Source organism: Iodobacter sp. (assembly GCF_025352645.1).
Classification (GTDB): domain Bacteria; phylum Pseudomonadota; class Gammaproteobacteria; order Burkholderiales; family Chitinibacteraceae; genus Iodobacter.
The window spans coordinates 34,606-51,325 of the sequence record NZ_JANXSO010000020.1 but is presented as its reverse complement, the minus strand read 5'-3'; the positions used below and the strand labels follow the sequence as shown (position 1 = coordinate 51,325).

17 protein-coding genes and 2 riboswitches are annotated in these 16,720 nt (G+C 49.1%); of the genes, 11 read left to right on the top strand and 6 right to left on the bottom strand.

Annotation, left to right across the window (positions count from 1 at the left end; genetic code table 11):
* The coding region (locus Q0R17_RS02655) for a hypothetical protein (protein ID WP_293931885.1) at window positions 1-214 on the top strand (214 nt) is incomplete at its 5' end.
* Between the two features lie 33 nt (window positions 215-247).
* Here Q0R17_RS02655 and gabT read toward each other — a convergent pair.
* From gabT to cysG, 4 genes are all read right to left on the bottom strand, one after another.
* The gene (gabT, locus tag Q0R17_RS02650) at window positions 248-1,525 is read right to left on the bottom strand and encodes a 4-aminobutyrate--2-oxoglutarate transaminase (RefSeq protein WP_293931884.1); all 1,278 of its coding nucleotides are present in this window, start codon (window positions 1,523-1,525) and stop codon (window positions 248-250) included.
* Window positions 1,526-1,859: 334 nt separating this feature from the next.
* Window positions 1,860-3,260, bottom strand: a complete 1,401-nt coding sequence (locus tag Q0R17_RS02645) for an L-serine ammonia-lyase (RefSeq protein WP_293931882.1) — start codon at window positions 3,258-3,260, stop codon at window positions 1,860-1,862.
* A 265-nt stretch (window positions 3,261-3,525) separates the two neighbouring features.
* Window positions 3,526-3,623: riboswitch (glycine riboswitch) on the bottom strand.
* Window positions 3,624-3,661: 38 nt separating this feature from the next.
* Window positions 3,662-3,780, bottom strand: a riboswitch (glycine riboswitch).
* A 233-nt stretch (window positions 3,781-4,013) separates the two neighbouring features.
* On the bottom strand, window positions 4,014-6,005 hold the full coding sequence (locus Q0R17_RS02640) for a S41 family peptidase (RefSeq protein WP_293931881.1): 1,992 nt from the start codon (window positions 6,003-6,005) through the stop codon (window positions 4,014-4,016).
* A gap of 422 nt (window positions 6,006-6,427) precedes the next feature.
* Window positions 6,428-7,810: a siroheme synthase CysG gene (gene cysG / locus Q0R17_RS02635; RefSeq protein WP_293931880.1), complete on the bottom strand. Its 1,383-nt coding sequence runs from the start codon at window positions 7,808-7,810 to the stop codon at window positions 6,428-6,430.
* Window positions 7,811-7,985: 175 nt separating this feature from the next.
* Between cysG and Q0R17_RS02630 the strand changes: the two genes are divergently transcribed.
* Entirely contained in the window at window positions 7,986-8,288 is a 303-nt protein-coding gene (locus Q0R17_RS02630; RefSeq protein ID WP_293931879.1) for a c-type cytochrome, read from the top strand.
* 487 nt (window positions 8,289-8,775) lie between these two features.
* Window positions 8,776-9,531, top strand: a complete 756-nt coding sequence (locus Q0R17_RS02625; protein WP_293931877.1) for a type IV pili methyl-accepting chemotaxis transducer N-terminal domain-containing protein — start codon at window positions 8,776-8,778, stop codon at window positions 9,529-9,531.
* A 74-nt stretch (window positions 9,532-9,605) separates the two neighbouring features.
* Here Q0R17_RS02625 and Q0R17_RS02620 read toward each other — a convergent pair whose 3' ends face one another.
* Window positions 9,606-10,148, bottom strand: a complete 543-nt coding sequence (locus Q0R17_RS02620) for a putative metalloprotease CJM1_0395 family protein (protein WP_293931875.1) — start codon at window positions 10,146-10,148, stop codon at window positions 9,606-9,608.
* A gap of 190 nt (window positions 10,149-10,338) precedes the next feature.
* A complete protein-coding gene (locus Q0R17_RS02615; RefSeq protein WP_293931873.1) occupies window positions 10,339-11,124 on the bottom strand; it encodes a M949_RS01915 family surface polysaccharide biosynthesis protein in 786 nt (261 codons plus the stop codon).
* Window positions 11,125-11,413: 289 nt separating this feature from the next.
* Here Q0R17_RS02615 and Q0R17_RS02610 point away from each other — a divergent pair, with 289 nt between their 5' ends.
* From Q0R17_RS02610 to Q0R17_RS02575, 8 genes are all read left to right on the top strand, one after another.
* The gene (locus tag Q0R17_RS02610) at window positions 11,414-12,217 is read left to right on the top strand and encodes an ABC transporter substrate-binding protein (RefSeq protein WP_293931871.1); all 804 of its coding nucleotides are present in this window, start codon (window positions 11,414-11,416) and stop codon (window positions 12,215-12,217) included.
* 219 nt (window positions 12,218-12,436) lie between these two features.
* Window positions 12,437-13,171 carry an amino acid ABC transporter permease gene (locus tag Q0R17_RS02605; RefSeq protein WP_293931869.1) on the top strand — a complete coding sequence of 245 codons (735 nt, stop codon included), beginning with the start codon at window positions 12,437-12,439 and terminating at the stop codon, window positions 13,169-13,171.
* Window positions 13,168-13,848, top strand: coding sequence for an amino acid ABC transporter permease (locus Q0R17_RS02600; RefSeq protein WP_293931868.1), 681 nt, complete (start codon window positions 13,168-13,170; stop codon window positions 13,846-13,848). The genes Q0R17_RS02605 and Q0R17_RS02600 overlap by 4 nt, the downstream gene beginning before the upstream one ends.
* 307 nt (window positions 13,849-14,155) lie before the next feature.
* Window positions 14,156-14,476, top strand: a complete 321-nt coding sequence (locus tag Q0R17_RS02595) for a hypothetical protein (protein WP_293931865.1) — start codon at window positions 14,156-14,158, stop codon at window positions 14,474-14,476.
* Window positions 14,477-14,518: 42 nt separating this feature from the next.
* Window positions 14,519-14,881, top strand: a complete 363-nt coding sequence (locus tag Q0R17_RS02590; protein ID WP_293931863.1) for an SFCGS family glycine-rich protein — start codon at window positions 14,519-14,521, stop codon at window positions 14,879-14,881.
* Window positions 14,882-15,190: a DUF4312 family protein gene (locus Q0R17_RS02585; protein ID WP_293931861.1), complete on the top strand. Its 309-nt coding sequence runs from the start codon at window positions 14,882-14,884 to the stop codon at window positions 15,188-15,190. It abuts the gene before it with no gap.
* Window positions 15,191-15,203: 13 nt separating this feature from the next.
* A complete protein-coding gene (locus tag Q0R17_RS02580) occupies window positions 15,204-15,977 on the top strand; it encodes a DUF4311 domain-containing protein (protein WP_293931858.1) in 774 nt (257 codons plus the stop codon).
* Window positions 15,978-15,987: 10 nt separating this feature from the next.
* Window positions 15,988-16,650, top strand: coding sequence for a DUF4310 family protein (locus tag Q0R17_RS02575; protein WP_293931856.1), 663 nt, complete (start codon window positions 15,988-15,990; stop codon window positions 16,648-16,650).
* The last annotated feature ends 70 nt before the right edge of the window (window positions 16,651-16,720 follow it).

Below are 16,720 nucleotides of genomic sequence, written 5' to 3'. Positions count from 1 at the left end.
TTCATCCATCGGTTTCACCTCATTCCACGGCATAACGTGCTCCAGTTGTGCGTATCACAAACCAGAGAAGTGTTACCTATGTCCTTGGACGAATGTGTTACCTATGAGTGTGAACCTTACCGGGGTCGCCTTCTTTGCTTACTTTCTTGGCGAAGCAGAAATTAAAGACTTCGCGGGAAGACCGCACCAAAATCAACGTGCCGAAGGCACTTAAAAGTGGATCACTGCGTAACATCAGTTCTTAAGCTTAGAATTTCACCACGGTGCTCAGCAGCGCTTGCTCAAGAATATCCAGCCCTTCATTGAGCAAGGCATCGCTGATGGTGAGGGGAAACAAAAAGCGAATCACATTGCCATAGCTGCCACAGATCAATAAGAGCAAACCGTTTTCTAGCGCCTTGGCCTGTACATGCTGGGTAAATGCCACATCGGCAATGCCTTCGCGGATAAACTCCACCCCCACCATCGCCCCCAAGCCTCTCACCTCGGCGATGTGCGGCACGCGCTCACGCAAGCCGTTTAAACGCGTTTTGACGGCCGCACCCAAGATATTGGCCCGCTCGCAGAGTTGTTCTTCTTCGATAATATCCAGCACGGCATGGGCCGCAGCCACTGCAATCGGATTACCAGCGTAAGTGCCGCCTAAGCCACCAGGATTGGGGGCATCCATGATTTCGGCGCGGCCACAAACGGCAGATAAGGGCATACCACCGGCTAAACCTTTCGCCATGGTGATTAAATCCGCCTCTACATCGTAATGCTCCATTGCAAATAATTTGCCAGTGCGTGCAAAGCCGGTTTGCACCTCATCCGCAATCAGCAAAATGCCGTGCTCATCACAGAGCTGGCGTAAGGCATGCATCAGCTCTGCAGGCGCCACATAAAAGCCGCCCTCGCCTTGCTCTGGCTCAATGATGATGGCCGCCACACGGCTAGGCTCGATGTCCGCTTTAAATAATTGGGTCAGCGCTTGTAAAGCGTCCGCAACGCTTACGCCATGCAGGGAATTGGGGAAAGGCAGGTGGTAAACATCACCAGGAAAGGGGCCAAAGCCTGCTTTATAAGGGGAGACTTTGCCAGTCAGCGCCATGCCCATCATGGTACGCCCATGAAAACCGCCATGAAACGCAATAATCCCCGCGCGGCCAGTTGCAACCCGCGCAATTTTTACCGCGTTTTCTACCGCCTCTGCGCCTGTGGTAAAAAACGCGGTTTTCTTAGCGTGCATGCCTGGTGTGGCCAGATTAATCCGTTCGGCCAGTTCTACATACGAGGCATAGGGCATCACTTGATACGCCGTATGGGTGAAGTGCTCCAGCTGCGCCTGCATCGCGGCGATCACTTTAGGGTGGCGATGCCCCGTATTGGTCACCGCAATCCCCGCCGCAAAATCAATATAGCGGCGGCCTTCTACATCCCACAGCTCCGCGTTCTCTGCCCTATCGGCATAGATCGCACACATCACCCCCACACCACGGGGAGTGGCTTGATTTTTCCTTTCCTGTAACGATGCATTGCTCAACATAGCTTTCATCCTCTGCTTTATTTAGAAAGTTTGATTGCAATATAGCGCGTACTTAGCCCCATGCTGCAGGGGTGTCAACTGTATGTATGTCGTCAGCCTCTGGGCCTGATTCATCCAGCCATGCCCCATCCTATCGCCAACGGTAATGTCTATGCCAAAGGGACGCAGCTCGCTGCGTCCCTTTGGGTGATTTTTGTAGCAATGTTTGATATCAGTTAATTACTGATGTGACGCAACGATCAACCTAAAAAAGTCTAAATTTAGCGCCTTTTTTCTCTGTGGGTTCAAGATTTGGGTTTTGCCTGCGTAACATCAGTTAAGTATCACGCCCCAATCAACACTCCACAATATTTACCGGCAACTCAATCATATTAATGGCTAGGCCACCACGGGCGGTTTCTTTGTATTTGGTATTCATATCGCGGCCGGTGTCACGCATGGTTTTGATGACTCGATCCAGCGATACAAAGTGCTGGCCGTCACCACGCAGCGCCATGCGGGCGGCGTTAATGGCCTTGATGGATGCCATGGCATTGCGCTCAATACACGGCACTTGCACTAAGCCACCTACTGGATCGCAAGTTAGGCCTAGATTGTGCTCCATGCCAATCTCGGCCGCGTTTTCGACTTGCTCGGGCGTGCCACCTAGCACTTCGGCCAAGGCACCTGCCGCCATAGAACAAGCCGAGCCCACTTCACCCTGACAACCTACTTCGGCACCAGAGATCGATGCGTTAAGCTTAAACAAAATACCAATCGCACCGGCGGTTAGAAAGAATCGCACAATGCCGTCATCCGTCGGGTTGGGCGTAAAGCGGGCGTAATAGTGCATGACGGCAGGAACAATCCCTGCGGCCCCATTGGTAGGGGCGGTGACCACACGGCCACCACCGGCGTTTTCTTCATTCACCGCCAGCGCGTATAAATTCACCCAGTCCAGCACCGTTAGCGGATCACGCAACGCGGCTTCGGGGGATGCCAGCAGCTTTTGGTACATATCGGCAGCGCGGCGCTTTACTTTTAGCCCGCCGGGTAAGATGCCCTCATGCTCGCAGCCGCGTTTAACACAGGCTTGCATCACCGCCCATATTTCTAGCAAACCCGTGCGAATTTCATCTTCGGTGCGCCAAGCCAGCTCGTTCTCTAGCATGATTTGGCTAATGTTTTTGCCGTGGCGCTCACACAGCGCCAATAGCTCGGCACCACTCTTAAATGGGTGCTTTAGCTCGGTGACGCCTGGCGGGTTAAAGCCAGCATCCACGGCCGCTTCATCCACTACAAAGCCCCCCCCCACCGAGTAATAAGCTCGCTTAGATAGGCTCTGTCCTTCTGCATCAAAGGCCTCAAAAATCATGCCGTTTGGGTGAAAAGGCAGGGTTTTTCGCTTATGCAAGATCAGATGCTCGGCTTCAACAAAAGCAACACCGTGCTTGCCCAGCAAGTTGAGTACGCGGCCTTCGCGGATCGCGGCCACCATCTCGTCCACCTTGTCGGTATCCACAAGGCGGGGGGATTCGCCTTGTAGGCCTAATAAAACGGCGATGTCCGAGCCGTGGCCCTTGCCGGTGGCCCCTAGGGAGCCAAATAACTCGCTTTTTACTTTACTCACTTTTTCAAGCAGGCCGTCTTTCTCTAAGCGGCGAGCAAAGGTGCGCGCAGCACGCATCGGGCCTACGGTGTGTGAGCTGGATGGCCCAAGGCCAATTTTAAATAAATCGAAAACGCTGATAGCCATTTTGAGTATCTCTGGTGGTTCCTACGCAGCCCCATTTCAGTATGGGAATCTCACTGACGAGCAGTGCGCGCAAGGTAACGGTTTATAAGTATATTTTTAGTTTGAGCTAGATAAGCGCTTATCGTTCAATCTGAAACAGCAGGCTGAATGGCTTAATCATCCAGCACATATCATCACGGCTCTTTATAAATCTTAAATGGGGAAGTACAGCGGAGTTAAGCGGGCGATAGCAGTCGACAAGGGTGCCCGCTCAGCGCTGGCTGAGCGATGCCCCTCTGTCCGTTTGCCTGAGAGATTGCGGCGCGACGTATCGGCCATGCTTCTTCGGCGAGGCATTTAAGCCTACTCTCCAGAGTGCTCTGGTTTTGTTTAGATCACGTCACAATCTATTCCAACAAAACCTAGCCATGACAGTTCTTTTGCCTGAGAGTTTTCTGGGCGATTCCCCTTCGGCGCTGCGCCGCTTGCAGCTTACTGATGCAAGCCATAAATCTGGCACAGTCTCTCCTGTCATCGCTGTGGATGTTTCCACCTAGCTGCGCCAATCTAGTCAAGCTTGCGCAAGCTGTCAATTCACGATTAGCCCTAGATCATCATCAACAAGAAATTATAATAAGCCTGAGTGAGGGCTTTGCAAGATAAGCCCACATCATGGTGTAAATATCCTGCAATAAAATTTAAATTTCATAGAGATTACAGGCAAAAAAGAGCAGGCCAAAGCCTGCTCTTTTTTAATCAGCGCAATGCTCTCACTTACTGAGCTAGCACCTTCACAACGCGTTTAGTGTTCCACAACACCGCCTGCCCAGCATCTACCCCAGCAATACTAATCACATAGGATTGTCCTGCTGTTTTTTTCGGTAGCGATAAACGCACCGTTTGCGGCGTGCCATAGGCATAAACGGTTTTTGTTTCAAATAGCTGATCATCCACATACACCTTTACGTGCTCCGTTTCAGCCACCTGAATATCCAGCGTTCCCGCAGCATCTTTTACCGTAATCACATCCGCAACTGGGCTTAAGAACTGAAAGCTAGATTTGCTCACCGGCTTAGCCAATAAATCCGCCGCAATTTTATCAAACTGGGTTTGATCACCATTACTTAAATCACTTAAGACCCGCGGTACATTCACGTCAGCTTGGCAACCGTAGTCTTCAATAATGGTATTCGGGTTATAACCACCGCGCACCGATTGACGCCAAGACACACGCATGGATACCCCACCTGGCAGCGGCTTAAACCAGTTCGGGCCTAATTCTGCAAAAAAGCCGTGCTCCAGCACATTGGCACCGCCCGCCCCAGTGGCTGGGTCTTCCCCATAGATTGTGGCCGCGCCGTTATCTTGCATCTGGCAAGTAAACAAATCGGTTGCCGAATAGCTGCGGGCATTGGCTAATACCCCCACCGGTTTGTAATAAGCCTGCCCCAATGCATTGGCTTCTGCCGGTGAAGTAAATACCCCTGTTTTGCTATAGGTATTTTTAGTTTTAGCTGCGTCATTAATCAGCTTTACCCACTCTGGCCAATACTGTCTGAAATCATCTTGATTCAAGAACTGATTATTAAGCTTGGTATTTAATAGGCGTGCCGAGCTAGTCGTGGCTTTACCTGGCTTAAATAGCTGCGGTAATTTATCTGCATAACTGATGTATCCGCCGCCATTGCTGCGGACATCTATCACCAATGCATCTGTTTTAGCCAGCTGATTGCGCAATAAACCGGCAATAATTTCTACAGCTTGATCGGGGTTTTGCGGCACAAAGCTGCTGATATTAATATAGCCAAGCTGCTTATCGCCCTTAGGGACAATAGACCATGTAATAGTTGACTCTGAGGTGGGATACTTAATAAAACCCTGAGTATCATCCGCTGCCGTATTGCGGCTAACAAACTGATTATATTGTTCCTGATATTTTTCTACGCTTTGCGAAAAAGCCTGATCTTTTAATGCTTTTGCCGCTGCCGTAGTAGTGGCTTTAGGCTGCAAGGCAGCATCGTCATATTGCACCAGCCACGGCAAATCAATTGAATAGATTTCACCTGTTTTAGCCGAGCGTAATTTAATTAAAACTCGGTCATTTTCTGGAGGCACATTAGATGATTGTGAAACCAACGTCATTTTCTGAATAGCACGGGAAAAACCGCCATACAGATTAGCCCCAGCACCACTAATCACCACTTTATTTACCGCCTGTTTAATGGGCAGCCCACCGTATTCAAGCACTTGATCACCTACTTCAGGCTTTCTTATTGAAGACAACAAGGCATCAAAATAGCGTGGATAAACACGATCAATACGCACTTCATTTTGCTCTGCACCCTGCGTGGTACGGGAAAAATTAATCGGCAAAAAGCTTAAAAATGCCGCGTGCGGTAGAGGAAAATTATAATTTAGATGCAAATCACGCTGATTCAAAAAAATCTGGCTTAACTTGGCATGTAATTGTGCAGTGCTTAATTTATCCAAATTATTAATCACCTGCTGTACTGCATCAGCCGGATTAACGTGGCCCTTATTCCAATCGGGGTTATTGCCATAATAAAGATCTTTTGCATAGCGATTAACATATAAATCGCGCAGCAATAACTGAGCCTGCTCAGCCAACACCTGTTTATCATTTCTGCTTAATTCTTCAAACTTGATTTCTGAACGGATATTCGATAAGAAATCATTTCTAAATTCTGCGTGCGCAAAGGCCGACATCATTGCCAGTGCAATCGTTGCAACTTTAATTAGCTTCATGGTTTTTCCTGCTTCAGATGAAATGAGGGTTAACAGTTCACAAGCTCAGTACCGTGGTTTTTTATGACAATACAGTATTTCAACACTGACACATACTGTCAACAACCTTCTAAAGAATGGCATAAAAAACCTGTCTCATCCGTAATACATATTGTTATTAGTCATTGATATTATTATATTTTTTATTTTTAATTTTTAAAAAAAACCAACAAAAAACAAACATAACAGCATTATATTTATTACAAAAAATTTCTAATTAATATTTTAGATATCGCAAAAACAAATATCTTATTTTACAAAAAACACAAGACGATAAGCAGCACTAGCCCTTTGCAAAAGGGCTAGTGCTTAGATTCCATTTATTTCAGATTAGTTTTTAGTCGATTTATCTTGGTGCGATAGGCGGGCTTAGTGCGCTTATATCAATCCTCACGCCATTTCAGCTTATCGTGCAAGCTAACTACCTCACCAATAATAATCAAGGCTGGCGGCTTAATGCCGCGCTCGGCCACACGCTGCGGCAGGTTGCTTAGAGTGCCCACCACCACACGCTGCTTAGCCAGCGTTGCGTTTTCGACCATCGCAGCGGGAGTGTCTGGATTCCTACCGTGCTTAATTAATTGTTGGCAAATTTTTTCTAGCTGCGCCACGCCCATATACACCACCACCGTTTCCGTGGGGCTAACCAAACGAGGCCAATCGAGCTCCACCTCACCATCACGGCGATGGCCGGTGACAAAAGTCACCGATTGCGCGTAATCCCTGTGGGTGAGCGGAATACCGGCGTAGCACGATGCCCCCGCCGCCGAGGTAATGCCCGGCACTACTTCAAAGGCAATGCCTGCGGCAGCAAGCTCTTCGATCTCTTCGCCGCCACGGCCAAAAATAAATGGATCGCCACCTTTTAAGCGCAAAACTTTTTTACCTTGCTGGGCATAGCGCACCAAAAGCTGGTTTATTTCTTCTTGCGGCACGGCATGGTTATTGGATTTTTTCCCTACATAAACCCGCTCGGCATCACGGCGAACCATTTCTAAAATAGGCGCAGAAACCAGATTATCGTACAGCACCACATCGGCTTGCTGCATTAAGCGTAAGGCTCTAAAGGTCAGTAAATCAGGATTACCCGGCCCACAGCCTACTAAATACACCGCACCTTGTAAGGGGGCATCGGCATCGGCCTTAATCGAATCGCTTAATGCCTGACGCGCTGCTGCATGTTGGCCAGCAAACACCATATCTGGGATAGGCCCGGCGAGAGTTTTTTCCCAAAATTGCTTACGAGCATCTGTGCTTGGCAGGGTGTTTTTAACTTCATCTCTAAAATCAGCCGCCATTTGGGCTAAATCACCGTAGCCATGAGGGATAAGCGCCTCAAGCTGGGTGCGTAATTGCCGCGCCAGCACCGGCACGCCACCCGAGGTAGAAATAGCAATCATCAGTGGTGATCGATCAACAATAGCAGGGGTAATAAAGCGGCAGCTAGCGGGATCATCCACCGCATTCACTAAAATACCGCGCGCCTCACAGGCCTCAAAGATATGACGATTAACCTCTTCATTATTAGTGGCAGCAATAACTAGTCTTACATTTTGCAGTTGTGCTTCACAAAAACGAGTGGCCAAATAGATTAGTTTCCCCGCAACGGCAGCGCTCGCCAACTCTTCACAGAGCTGTGGGGCGACCACCGTGATTTTCCCACCCGCAGCGGCCAGCAAGCGAACTTTGCGCGCAGCCACATCACCACCACCAATAATCAAGCAATTTTGCTCGTGTAAATTTAAAAAAAGTGGGAAGTAATTCATACTCAAGTAACCTTAAATTCTATTTGGCAGTAGTTTGAGCTAGTCTTTCTGCATTTGCAAAATCACATTCAGCTATAGATATGATCTAAATCAAATATAGAAAGCCGTATCTCATGTTTACTGACAGCAAACAAACATGCTGCCTGCATTTTATTGACTACTCAGGAGTTATAATATGAAAAAAGTGATTTTCTTGTTCAGCCTATTTATTGTAAGCAGCGCCTATGCCGTCGCCCCAGCTGATTTAGCCAAAGCAAAAAACTGCTTCGCCTGTCATGCAACCGATAAAAAACTCATTGGCCCTTCCTATAAAGACGTTGCCGCCAAGTACAAAGGCGATACCAGTGCCGCAGGAAAACTGGCAGATAAAATCAAAAAAGGCGGTAGTGGCGTTTGGGGCGCCATGCCTATGCCGCCTAATACCGTAAGCGATGCCGAAGCAAAAGATTTGGCGAAATGGGTACTAAGTATTAAGTAATTACCCATATTACGCACAACATCTCACGTCCACGAAAAACACTCAATGCACGAAAAGATCGACAAAAATGCATCGTCTCTGCTCGATTTATTCTTCATCAGGGCAATTTGTTTGCTTTACATTCTAAGGGAGTGATTAGGCGTTTTATGGTTTAAATACAGCAAAAATTGCTCGAAAAGTGGCATCTACCCGTGATTTTTGTGTATTTCGTGAACGGCTTGTTTTGTGATCTCGCTGGGTAACACCAGGTGTGTTAGCAGCAAACATCATGCCAGCGTATTCATATGTCAACGGCAAGATCAAATAGAATAAATGGGTAATTTACCTGCTACTGCATATCAATAGATCACGCTAAACTTCGGCATTCTGAGCATCCCCGCTCATTTAAACCCCCGCTCTGAGTTTATCTAGACGGGGGTCATTTTTTTGCTTTATGTAACCAAGCACAAAATATGACTATATTTAATTTATTTAACGAGATTGCTCCATGCGTATCATTTTAATTCCTTTCCTTTTATTGCCCCTCATGGCTCATGCAACTGTGCTCAGCCCTAGCGCAGCGATTAGTGCTATCGGCGGGCAGCGCATGCTAACCCAACGCATTGTGAAAGCCTATTGCCAGCAAGGTCGAGGGATTCAAAGCGATGCTGCAAAATTACAAATTAGCTCATCTATTACACAGTTCTCTACTCAGCTAAGTAATCTTTTGGAAAGCGCAACAGCGCCAGAAAGTATTGAAACAGTAAAAAAACAAGAAACACAATGGCAAAACATGCGCACACTCGCGCTTACTCCACCCAAGCCAGAAACAGCCAAGCAGCTGGATGATATTGCCGAAGTGATGCAATACGATGCAGGTGAGTTGGCAAAACGCCTAGAAGCAAGCTTCGGCAAGCCGCAGGGCAAATTGATTCGCATTGCGGGCCGTCAGCGCATGCTCAGCCAGCGCCTTGCTAAAACTGCTTGTTTGCAAACCTGGGGCAAGCAAAACCCAGCATTAAAACAACAGCAAGCTCAGGCTCAAAAAGAGTTTTCCGCTGGCCTGCTTACCTTGCGTGCATCCCCGCAAAATACCCCCTCCATTATCAAGCAGCTCGATCTAGCGCAAATGCAATGGGTGTTTTTAGAGAACGCGCTGAGTGGGCTAGATAGTGATGCAGATAAAAACATCGCCAGCACTAGCGAACGTTTATTAGAAGTCATGGATAAGATAGCAAGTCAGTACGAAAAAATGGGCAACTAAGCCATTGCAATGAGGCTACTTAAATGCCAAGGCAGTTTGTTGTAAACAGAGTGCTTAGCCGCTTTTACAAGCGGCTAAGCCGATATCGCCAAAGTGCTGTGTGGGTAATCATTCTGACCATAATGCGTGGCCAGCTTTTGCGCGGAGGGGCTGCGTTTGGCGATTTCCATTTGAGCGATTTGCGCCATGGATGCCGCCTCGGCGGCAATGGAGCGATCCGCTGCGCTAGGATCTGCAGGGGCTAAAGCGGCAGCTTGAATAATTCTGGCCTTGCTCAGCGTTTCTTCAGGTGTACTGCCTGGGCTAACATCAATTTTTACCTCCCCTCCCACCGCATATTGCTTGCCATCTGGCCCTGTCTCCATCGAATAAGTTGCACCGCTAGTGGCTAAGCCCCCCGCTGCACCAAGGTGCGCTTGCTCGTGTTGGCGCACCTCTCTATCCCGCTTAGCTAGTTTTTCTATCGTGGCAAGCTCTGCATCACTTAATGGCTCCCCATTTGCTTTGGTTTGCGTATTTGCCGTTTTAGTTTTGCTGGCAGACTCCCCCAGTGCCGCCAAAGTCTGCACTTTGGGCGGTGGAGATGCAGCAGAAGAAAGCCCAGCGATATTGCTCATGATCCGTCAATCAATTATGCGATACAGATAATTATACCCCCCTCAAATCGAAAGAAAACCATCCGCCTATCTGTATTCCCTTGTGTTTTTTTAAAATTTTTGGTTCTGAAATACACATGGTTCAAAGTGAAATTGATGCGCCAATAAAGCCACTATCTACTCACAAAAAGCGGTTGATCCTGCCAAGTTATTACAGGTTTTTACGCCACTCGACCTCTTGCTGCTGCATCAGGCTGTGCCACTGCTGGCGCATGGCAGAGAGAAATGCAGGGAGCGCTCCGGCAAAATCCTTTTCATCGGCATAGCAGCCTGGTAAAGGCAGCTCATCAAAGCCACCGGTTTTTTTGCTGTTAAGCAGAGCTTGCTGGCTGCTGCGGCTGCAATCAGCAAGTAGTGGTGTACCCGACAGCTGGCCGGTATCTGCATCCCGCCAGGTTACACCGAAGCGGTCTGTGCCCCGCAATCCGTATTTAGCCTTGCCTGCATGCAAAATAAGCTTGTAATTATAAGGGCTAACATCACTAGTGCAGATCTGCCTATAAGCAACGATGGTTTCCATAACACCATCACCATCCAAATCAGCCACGTGGATAGCGGCTAGATCAAACTCGGCCGCCACATCAAACATGCACTGCTCTACCCCGTCCTGCAGCAACCACAGCCGCCGTGGTTTATCGGCACTTAGTAAATAATGAGCCGCGTAGACATGTGCATCACGTACGTCATCAGATCCATCTTTAGAGGGCTGAAAATCACCCTCAGCCTGACTAAGCAGCAGCAAATTATCGCCACTTTTATCTTGCCAGCGTAATGCCTGCAGCAGCTTCCCCTGAATACTGATTCCGGCTGGGATATCTTTCACTTTGGTCGGCAATGCTAGTGGAGTAGAAGCATGGCTGTTATCCGCCTGCACTGGCTGGCTGGGTTGCTTGCATGCTGTAAGAGCCAACAACGCTGCCGCTAATAAAAATCGCATCTAGGTATTCTCTTTTTGACAAAAATAATTACTCATCCTTTCACAATCCTTTATCAAAAAATGACTTTTATTGCATTTTACGCAAGACCTAGCAAAACCACGCATATCTCCACTCAGTAAACATCTACGTCACTTAATATTCTAAATAATTATATAAATTTAATTTTAAATTCTTTTTAAAGCTTTAAGCCATCAGGCATGATGCATTCATTGCAGTTGATTACCAAATTCTGAATCTTAAAGCAAAGATTCACCCAAGTTTAAAATAAAACTTTATGCGGGAAAAAACATGAAACGCTCACTTTTACTAGCACTTATTCTTACAACTATTACTGGGCCAGCATTGGCCGATAAGCTCGATGACATTAAAAAAGCCGGTGTTTTACGCGTAGCAGCATTTGATAGCAACCCACCCTTTGGCTTTGTCAACGAGACAACACGTCAGCTGGCTGGCTTTGATGTGGAAATCGCTCAGGCTATTGCCAAAAAGCTGGGCGTAAAGCTGGAGCTGCTGGCAACGAATCCGGCCAACCGTATTCCATTGCTGACAGCAAATAAAGTGGATTTGGTTGCGGCTAACTTTACGGTTACCGAAGAGCGCCGTAAGCAGGTTGAATTCAGCACGCCATATTTTGCCACCGGGCAAAAGTTTATCGCCAGAAAAGGCGTACTTAAAACCCCTGAAGATATCGCCAAGCTGCGTATCGGTGTAGATAAAGGCACCACGCAAGAAACTCTGCTGCGCGAAAAATATCCAAGCACTCCTGTAGTGGCTTATGACGATACGCCATTGGCTTTCACCGCGCTGCGTAATGGCAATGTGCAAGCCATTACTCAAGATGATGCCAAGCTGCTGGCATTGCTGGCTAATGCGCCGGACAAAATCAAATACGAGATTTCCCCTTTTGCATTGACGCGTGAATATCAGGCCATTGGCATCCCGCGTGGCGAAGAGCGCCTGAGCAAAGAGGTGAACGACGCCTTGCTGGAGCTGGAAAAATCCGGTCAGGCAAAGAAGATTTACGATCACTGGTTTGGCCCAAAAAGCCGCGCAGCCTTACCGCGAGACTTTAAGATTGGTGACAAGGTTTAAAGTGATTCCACCTCTCTGCTTTGCTGCTGCTCAGTGGACAGATGAGGAACAAGTTTTTGTGTAGGTGTAGTAAGGGCCGTGTGAGTGTGAGTGTGGATGTAGTTGTCGTACCGCACAAACGCAGCTTGTTTTAGACATTGTTTTATCTCCTGGTATCGACATTCTCGACTTTTAGCGCAAGGGTTCGCCCTTGCGCATTTTTTTATTGGAGTAAGGGAAATGAATCCCCCCGCATGGCTGGGCAATGGCTGGCTGGATTGGCCGCATATTCTGACGCTGGGCCAAGGCTTGCTGATTACCTTATTACTCTCTGTTGCCGTGATTTTCACCGGCACTATCGCTGGTGTGCTGCTGGGTATTGCCCGCCATCAATCACGCAGCCGGATTTTGGCACTGCCACATCATCTAATCCGCAATATCCCGCTGCTGGTGCAAGTGCTGTTTTGGTATTTTGCCGTGGGCTCCTTGCTGCCCGAGGAGTGGATGCTCTGGCTCAATAGCCCGCATGTGCTTTGGCAGGCGGGGGATATTTTTCTTGGCCTGCCCTCGTTTGAGTTTATCGCTGCGTGGGTGGCCTTGTCGCTCTACGCCATGGCGTTTATTGCCGAAGATATTCGCTCTGGCATGAATGCCGTGGGCCAGGGCCAATGGAATGCGGGCCGGGCCTTGGGGCTGCGCCCACTGGATGTTTTGCGCTGGGTGATTTGGCCGCAGGCGATTAAAACCGCATGGCCACCGCTGTTAGGGCAATGGCTGAACACCATTAAAAATACCTCGCTCACCATGGCGATTGGCGTGATGGAGCTCTCTTACCGCTCCCGCCAGATCGACGCCCAAACCCTGCTGACATTCCAATCTTTTGCCGTGGCCAGCGTGTTTTATGTGCTGCTGATTGTGCTGGTGCAGCGCACTTTGGCAGGCCCCGTGGCCAAACCTGTGCGGAGGTGGGTATGAATACCGCCGTAATTAGCAATAATCTGCTGTTCTTTTTTATCGGCGCTTGGCCCAACGGCCCGCTGGGCGGCATCGCCCTTACCCTGATTTTGGCATCCAGTGCCGCCATCCTCGCCAGTATTTTAGGGCTGGTCTGGGGCATCAGCCTCACGCTAAGCCAGGGCTGGCTGCGGCGGGTTTTACTGGCAGTCTGCGAGCTGCTGCGCGCTATCCCTGTTTTGCTGCTGATTTTCTGGTGCTACTTCTTACTGCCGATTGCCTTTGGCATCGACATCCCCGGCGTGCTCACCGTGATTGCCGCGCTGTCGCTGGTGTCTGGTGCCTATCTCGCCTACACCGTGCAATCGGGCATACGCGCCGTGCCGGAAGGCCAGTGGGAAGCCGCTCACGCCAGTGGTCTAAACCGCTATCAAGTCTTGCGCCTCGTCATTCTGCCGCAAGCCCTGCGTATTGTGCAGCCATCCTTTGTAAACCAGTGGGTGGTACTGGTGAAAGACACCTCGCTGGCCTATATCGTTGGTGTGGCTGAATTTACCTTCGTCGCCAGCCAGGTCAACAGCCGTGAGCAAGTTTACCCGCTGGAAGTCTTCGGCTTTATTGCACTGGTGTATTTGCTGCTATGCACCGCCGTGCAATGGCTGGGGAAGCGAGTGCTGGCTGGGCGTTTGGTGGCTTAGCTATGCCAAGATGCAGAAGTAGATCATTTAATTTCGCAAGACAAACCCGCATCTTAGACAAGTGATTTTTGCACCATAATTCTGGCATTACCCACGGGCAAAACAGCTGATGTTTTGCCCATTTCCTTTTGTAATGCCCCCCGCCTTAGCTCAAAGACTCTCATGGCAGCTTCCACCAAATTCTTCCACTACCCCTTCTTTTTTCCACTTTGTAGTGGAAATAAAACAGGTACAAAGCGCCTCCCATATTGCTTACGATGAGTCATCGAATTAATCACAGCTAGCTATGACAGGCTTGGGAGTAAACATGGGTGAAGTTGCAGAAGTAAGCGAGGTTGAGATTCAGGCTTTGGCCGAGCGGGTGCTGAGGCAGATTACTGAGTTGCTAGAGGTAGAAAACAAATACCTCAGCGATGTGCAGCAAATGAAGATGGATGCACATATCAAGGCGATGGCTCGGCGCTCTTTGACGGGTGAGGGTTTGCCTGATTTTGATGCCGATTTATTTGACGAAATTTCAGCCACTGCGATGCGGCTATCCGAAACGGTGACGGCGATGTTTGGCAATTTGCCAAACAAGGAAGCGCTGCTGTTATCGATTCATTTTGAAGTGGCAAAGAATAAATAATATCCATCTCTGCAATAAGCTCTTCACTAAAAAGGAATTGAAATGACTCAAATTACCGTGGTAATTGGCGATCGTTTAGGTAAAGGCCAAAAAGTAGGTGCTGGTGTTGAATTGGCAGCGGGGCGTGCGGTGGTGATTCCGGGTGTGGCTGCGGATATGAAGCTGGGCGATGTGATGAAGACTGAAAACGCGCAGCTGGGTATTTCATTTTGCGGCAGCGGCGGAGCTGGGGCGATTACGGCGCAAACCAAGCATGGCTATAAGGCGAAATATGGCATGCGCTCGGTTGAAGAAGGCATTACGGCGATTGAAGAAGGCTACGTCGTCCTAGGCTTTGGCTTTATGGATAAGGAAGAGCTGGGCCAGCGCTTGGTTGTGGCTTACCAGAAAAAGTACGGCAATTAAATGAAAGAACACTTCCAGAGCAAAGTGATTGTGAGCGGCATGGGCGACAGTAAAGCTAAGGCTTTTGCCGATGCGCTCTCCCAAGTGCAGCGCGCCGTGATGGCAGGTAGCCAAAAGATTTTGCTGCGCATCGAGCCACAAGATGTGGTGGTACTTATGGCTGAGGAGTCACAAAGGAAGGAGCGATTTTTATTCTTGTTTCTGCCGCGTATTCGCTCCCATTACAAAGTGCAGCTGGAAGTGATTGTGAGTGTGACGGCGATTGATATCGATCAGGTGTCTTTTACTACTCACCCATCCAAGTCCTAAGAGGAAGGCCGTTATGTTGCTGATGATATTAATGAAGTCGCTGGTGATTGGTGGCTTGGTTGGTTTTGCTGTTGGGGCGGGGGCTGCGCGGATGTTTCATGCGCCAACGGCACAGGGGATAGGCGCGTTTCGTACCTTAGGCGAGCTTAATTCGTGTGAAGGCGATGCGGCTTCGCATTTCTCCTTTGGCTTGGGCTTCTTTTTTAATGCCTGGGCCTCATCGGTGGCCGCTGGGGCGTTTACTCAGGATGTGGATCACCGTGTGATTCCGCATTGGGGCGCTGCGGCGCTGATGAGCAAAAATCCCAATCTGGCCGAGACCCTGCACAACCCTAGAAAAATGGCGCTGGCCTGTGGCTTGATCGGTATGGCGGTGGTGGCGTTTTTAAATACCACTGCCTCGGCTGTGCCGCCTTCTTTACAAGTCACCGCGGTTAAAGTCTTGGTGCCTGCGGCCAATATGCTGGTCAATATCATCATGCCGGTGATTTTCTGGCTGGCAGCGATTGAAGCGGGTAAACGCTCGGGCTTTTGGGGGACGATTTTTGGTGGCCTAGCGCAGCTGATTATGGGCAATGCCGTACCGGGCCTCGTGCTGGGTATCTTGATTGGTAAAGGCGTTGATGATGGTGGCTGGAACAGAATCACCAAGTCGATGATGGTCAGCGTGGTGATGTTATTTGTATTAAGCGCCTTCTTCCGTGGCTTTGATTTGAAAATGATTCAATCCTTCCATTTAGCCATACCGGCTTGGTATGAGCTGCTGCATAACACGCTGAAGCCTTAAGGAGACGAAAATGACTGAACTCACTAAAGAAGAAGTACAGGCTAATTTCTGGTTCGCCGATTGGAGCTTTCCTTTCTTTGTAGGCTTGCTGTCAGCCGGGGTATTTGCCGGAACGCATATGTATTACGTCTACGGCATAGGCGCATTCAATGAAGTGGCTTTTGTCTCCATGCTGCGTGCGGGAATGGATACCGGCGTTTATGGCGCAGTGGCGGCCTTTGGTGCGAGCTTTTTGTTTGCACGGATTATCGAAGGCGCGCTGGTCGGTATTTTAGATATCGGCGGCGCGATTATGACCGGTGTGGGCCTAGGCATTCCTGCCATGTTTTTGGGCGCAGGCGTGACTTATCCGCTGGATAACTTCTTTGCCGCGCTCGCCACAGGCATGGTGATTGGCTGCGCCATCGGCGGAATTATTATCCTAGCGCGTAAGTTTACGGTGAACCAATCCAATTCAACCTTTGGTGCCGACGTGATGATGGGTGCGGGTAATTCATCGGGGCGTTTTCTAGGCCCCTTGATCATCATCACCGCGATTGCTGCATCCATCCCCATTGGCGTGGGCTCATTAATCGGCGCTTTAGCCTTCTACCTCTGGGGCAAGCCCATTACTGGCGGCGCGATTTTAGGCGCGATGCTGTTTGGCTCGGTGTTTCCGGTGGCGATTGTTTGATTTACTGATTTGATGACGGAAAACCCAAATCTTGAACCACGGAGGCCACAGAGAACACGGAGTTTCACGG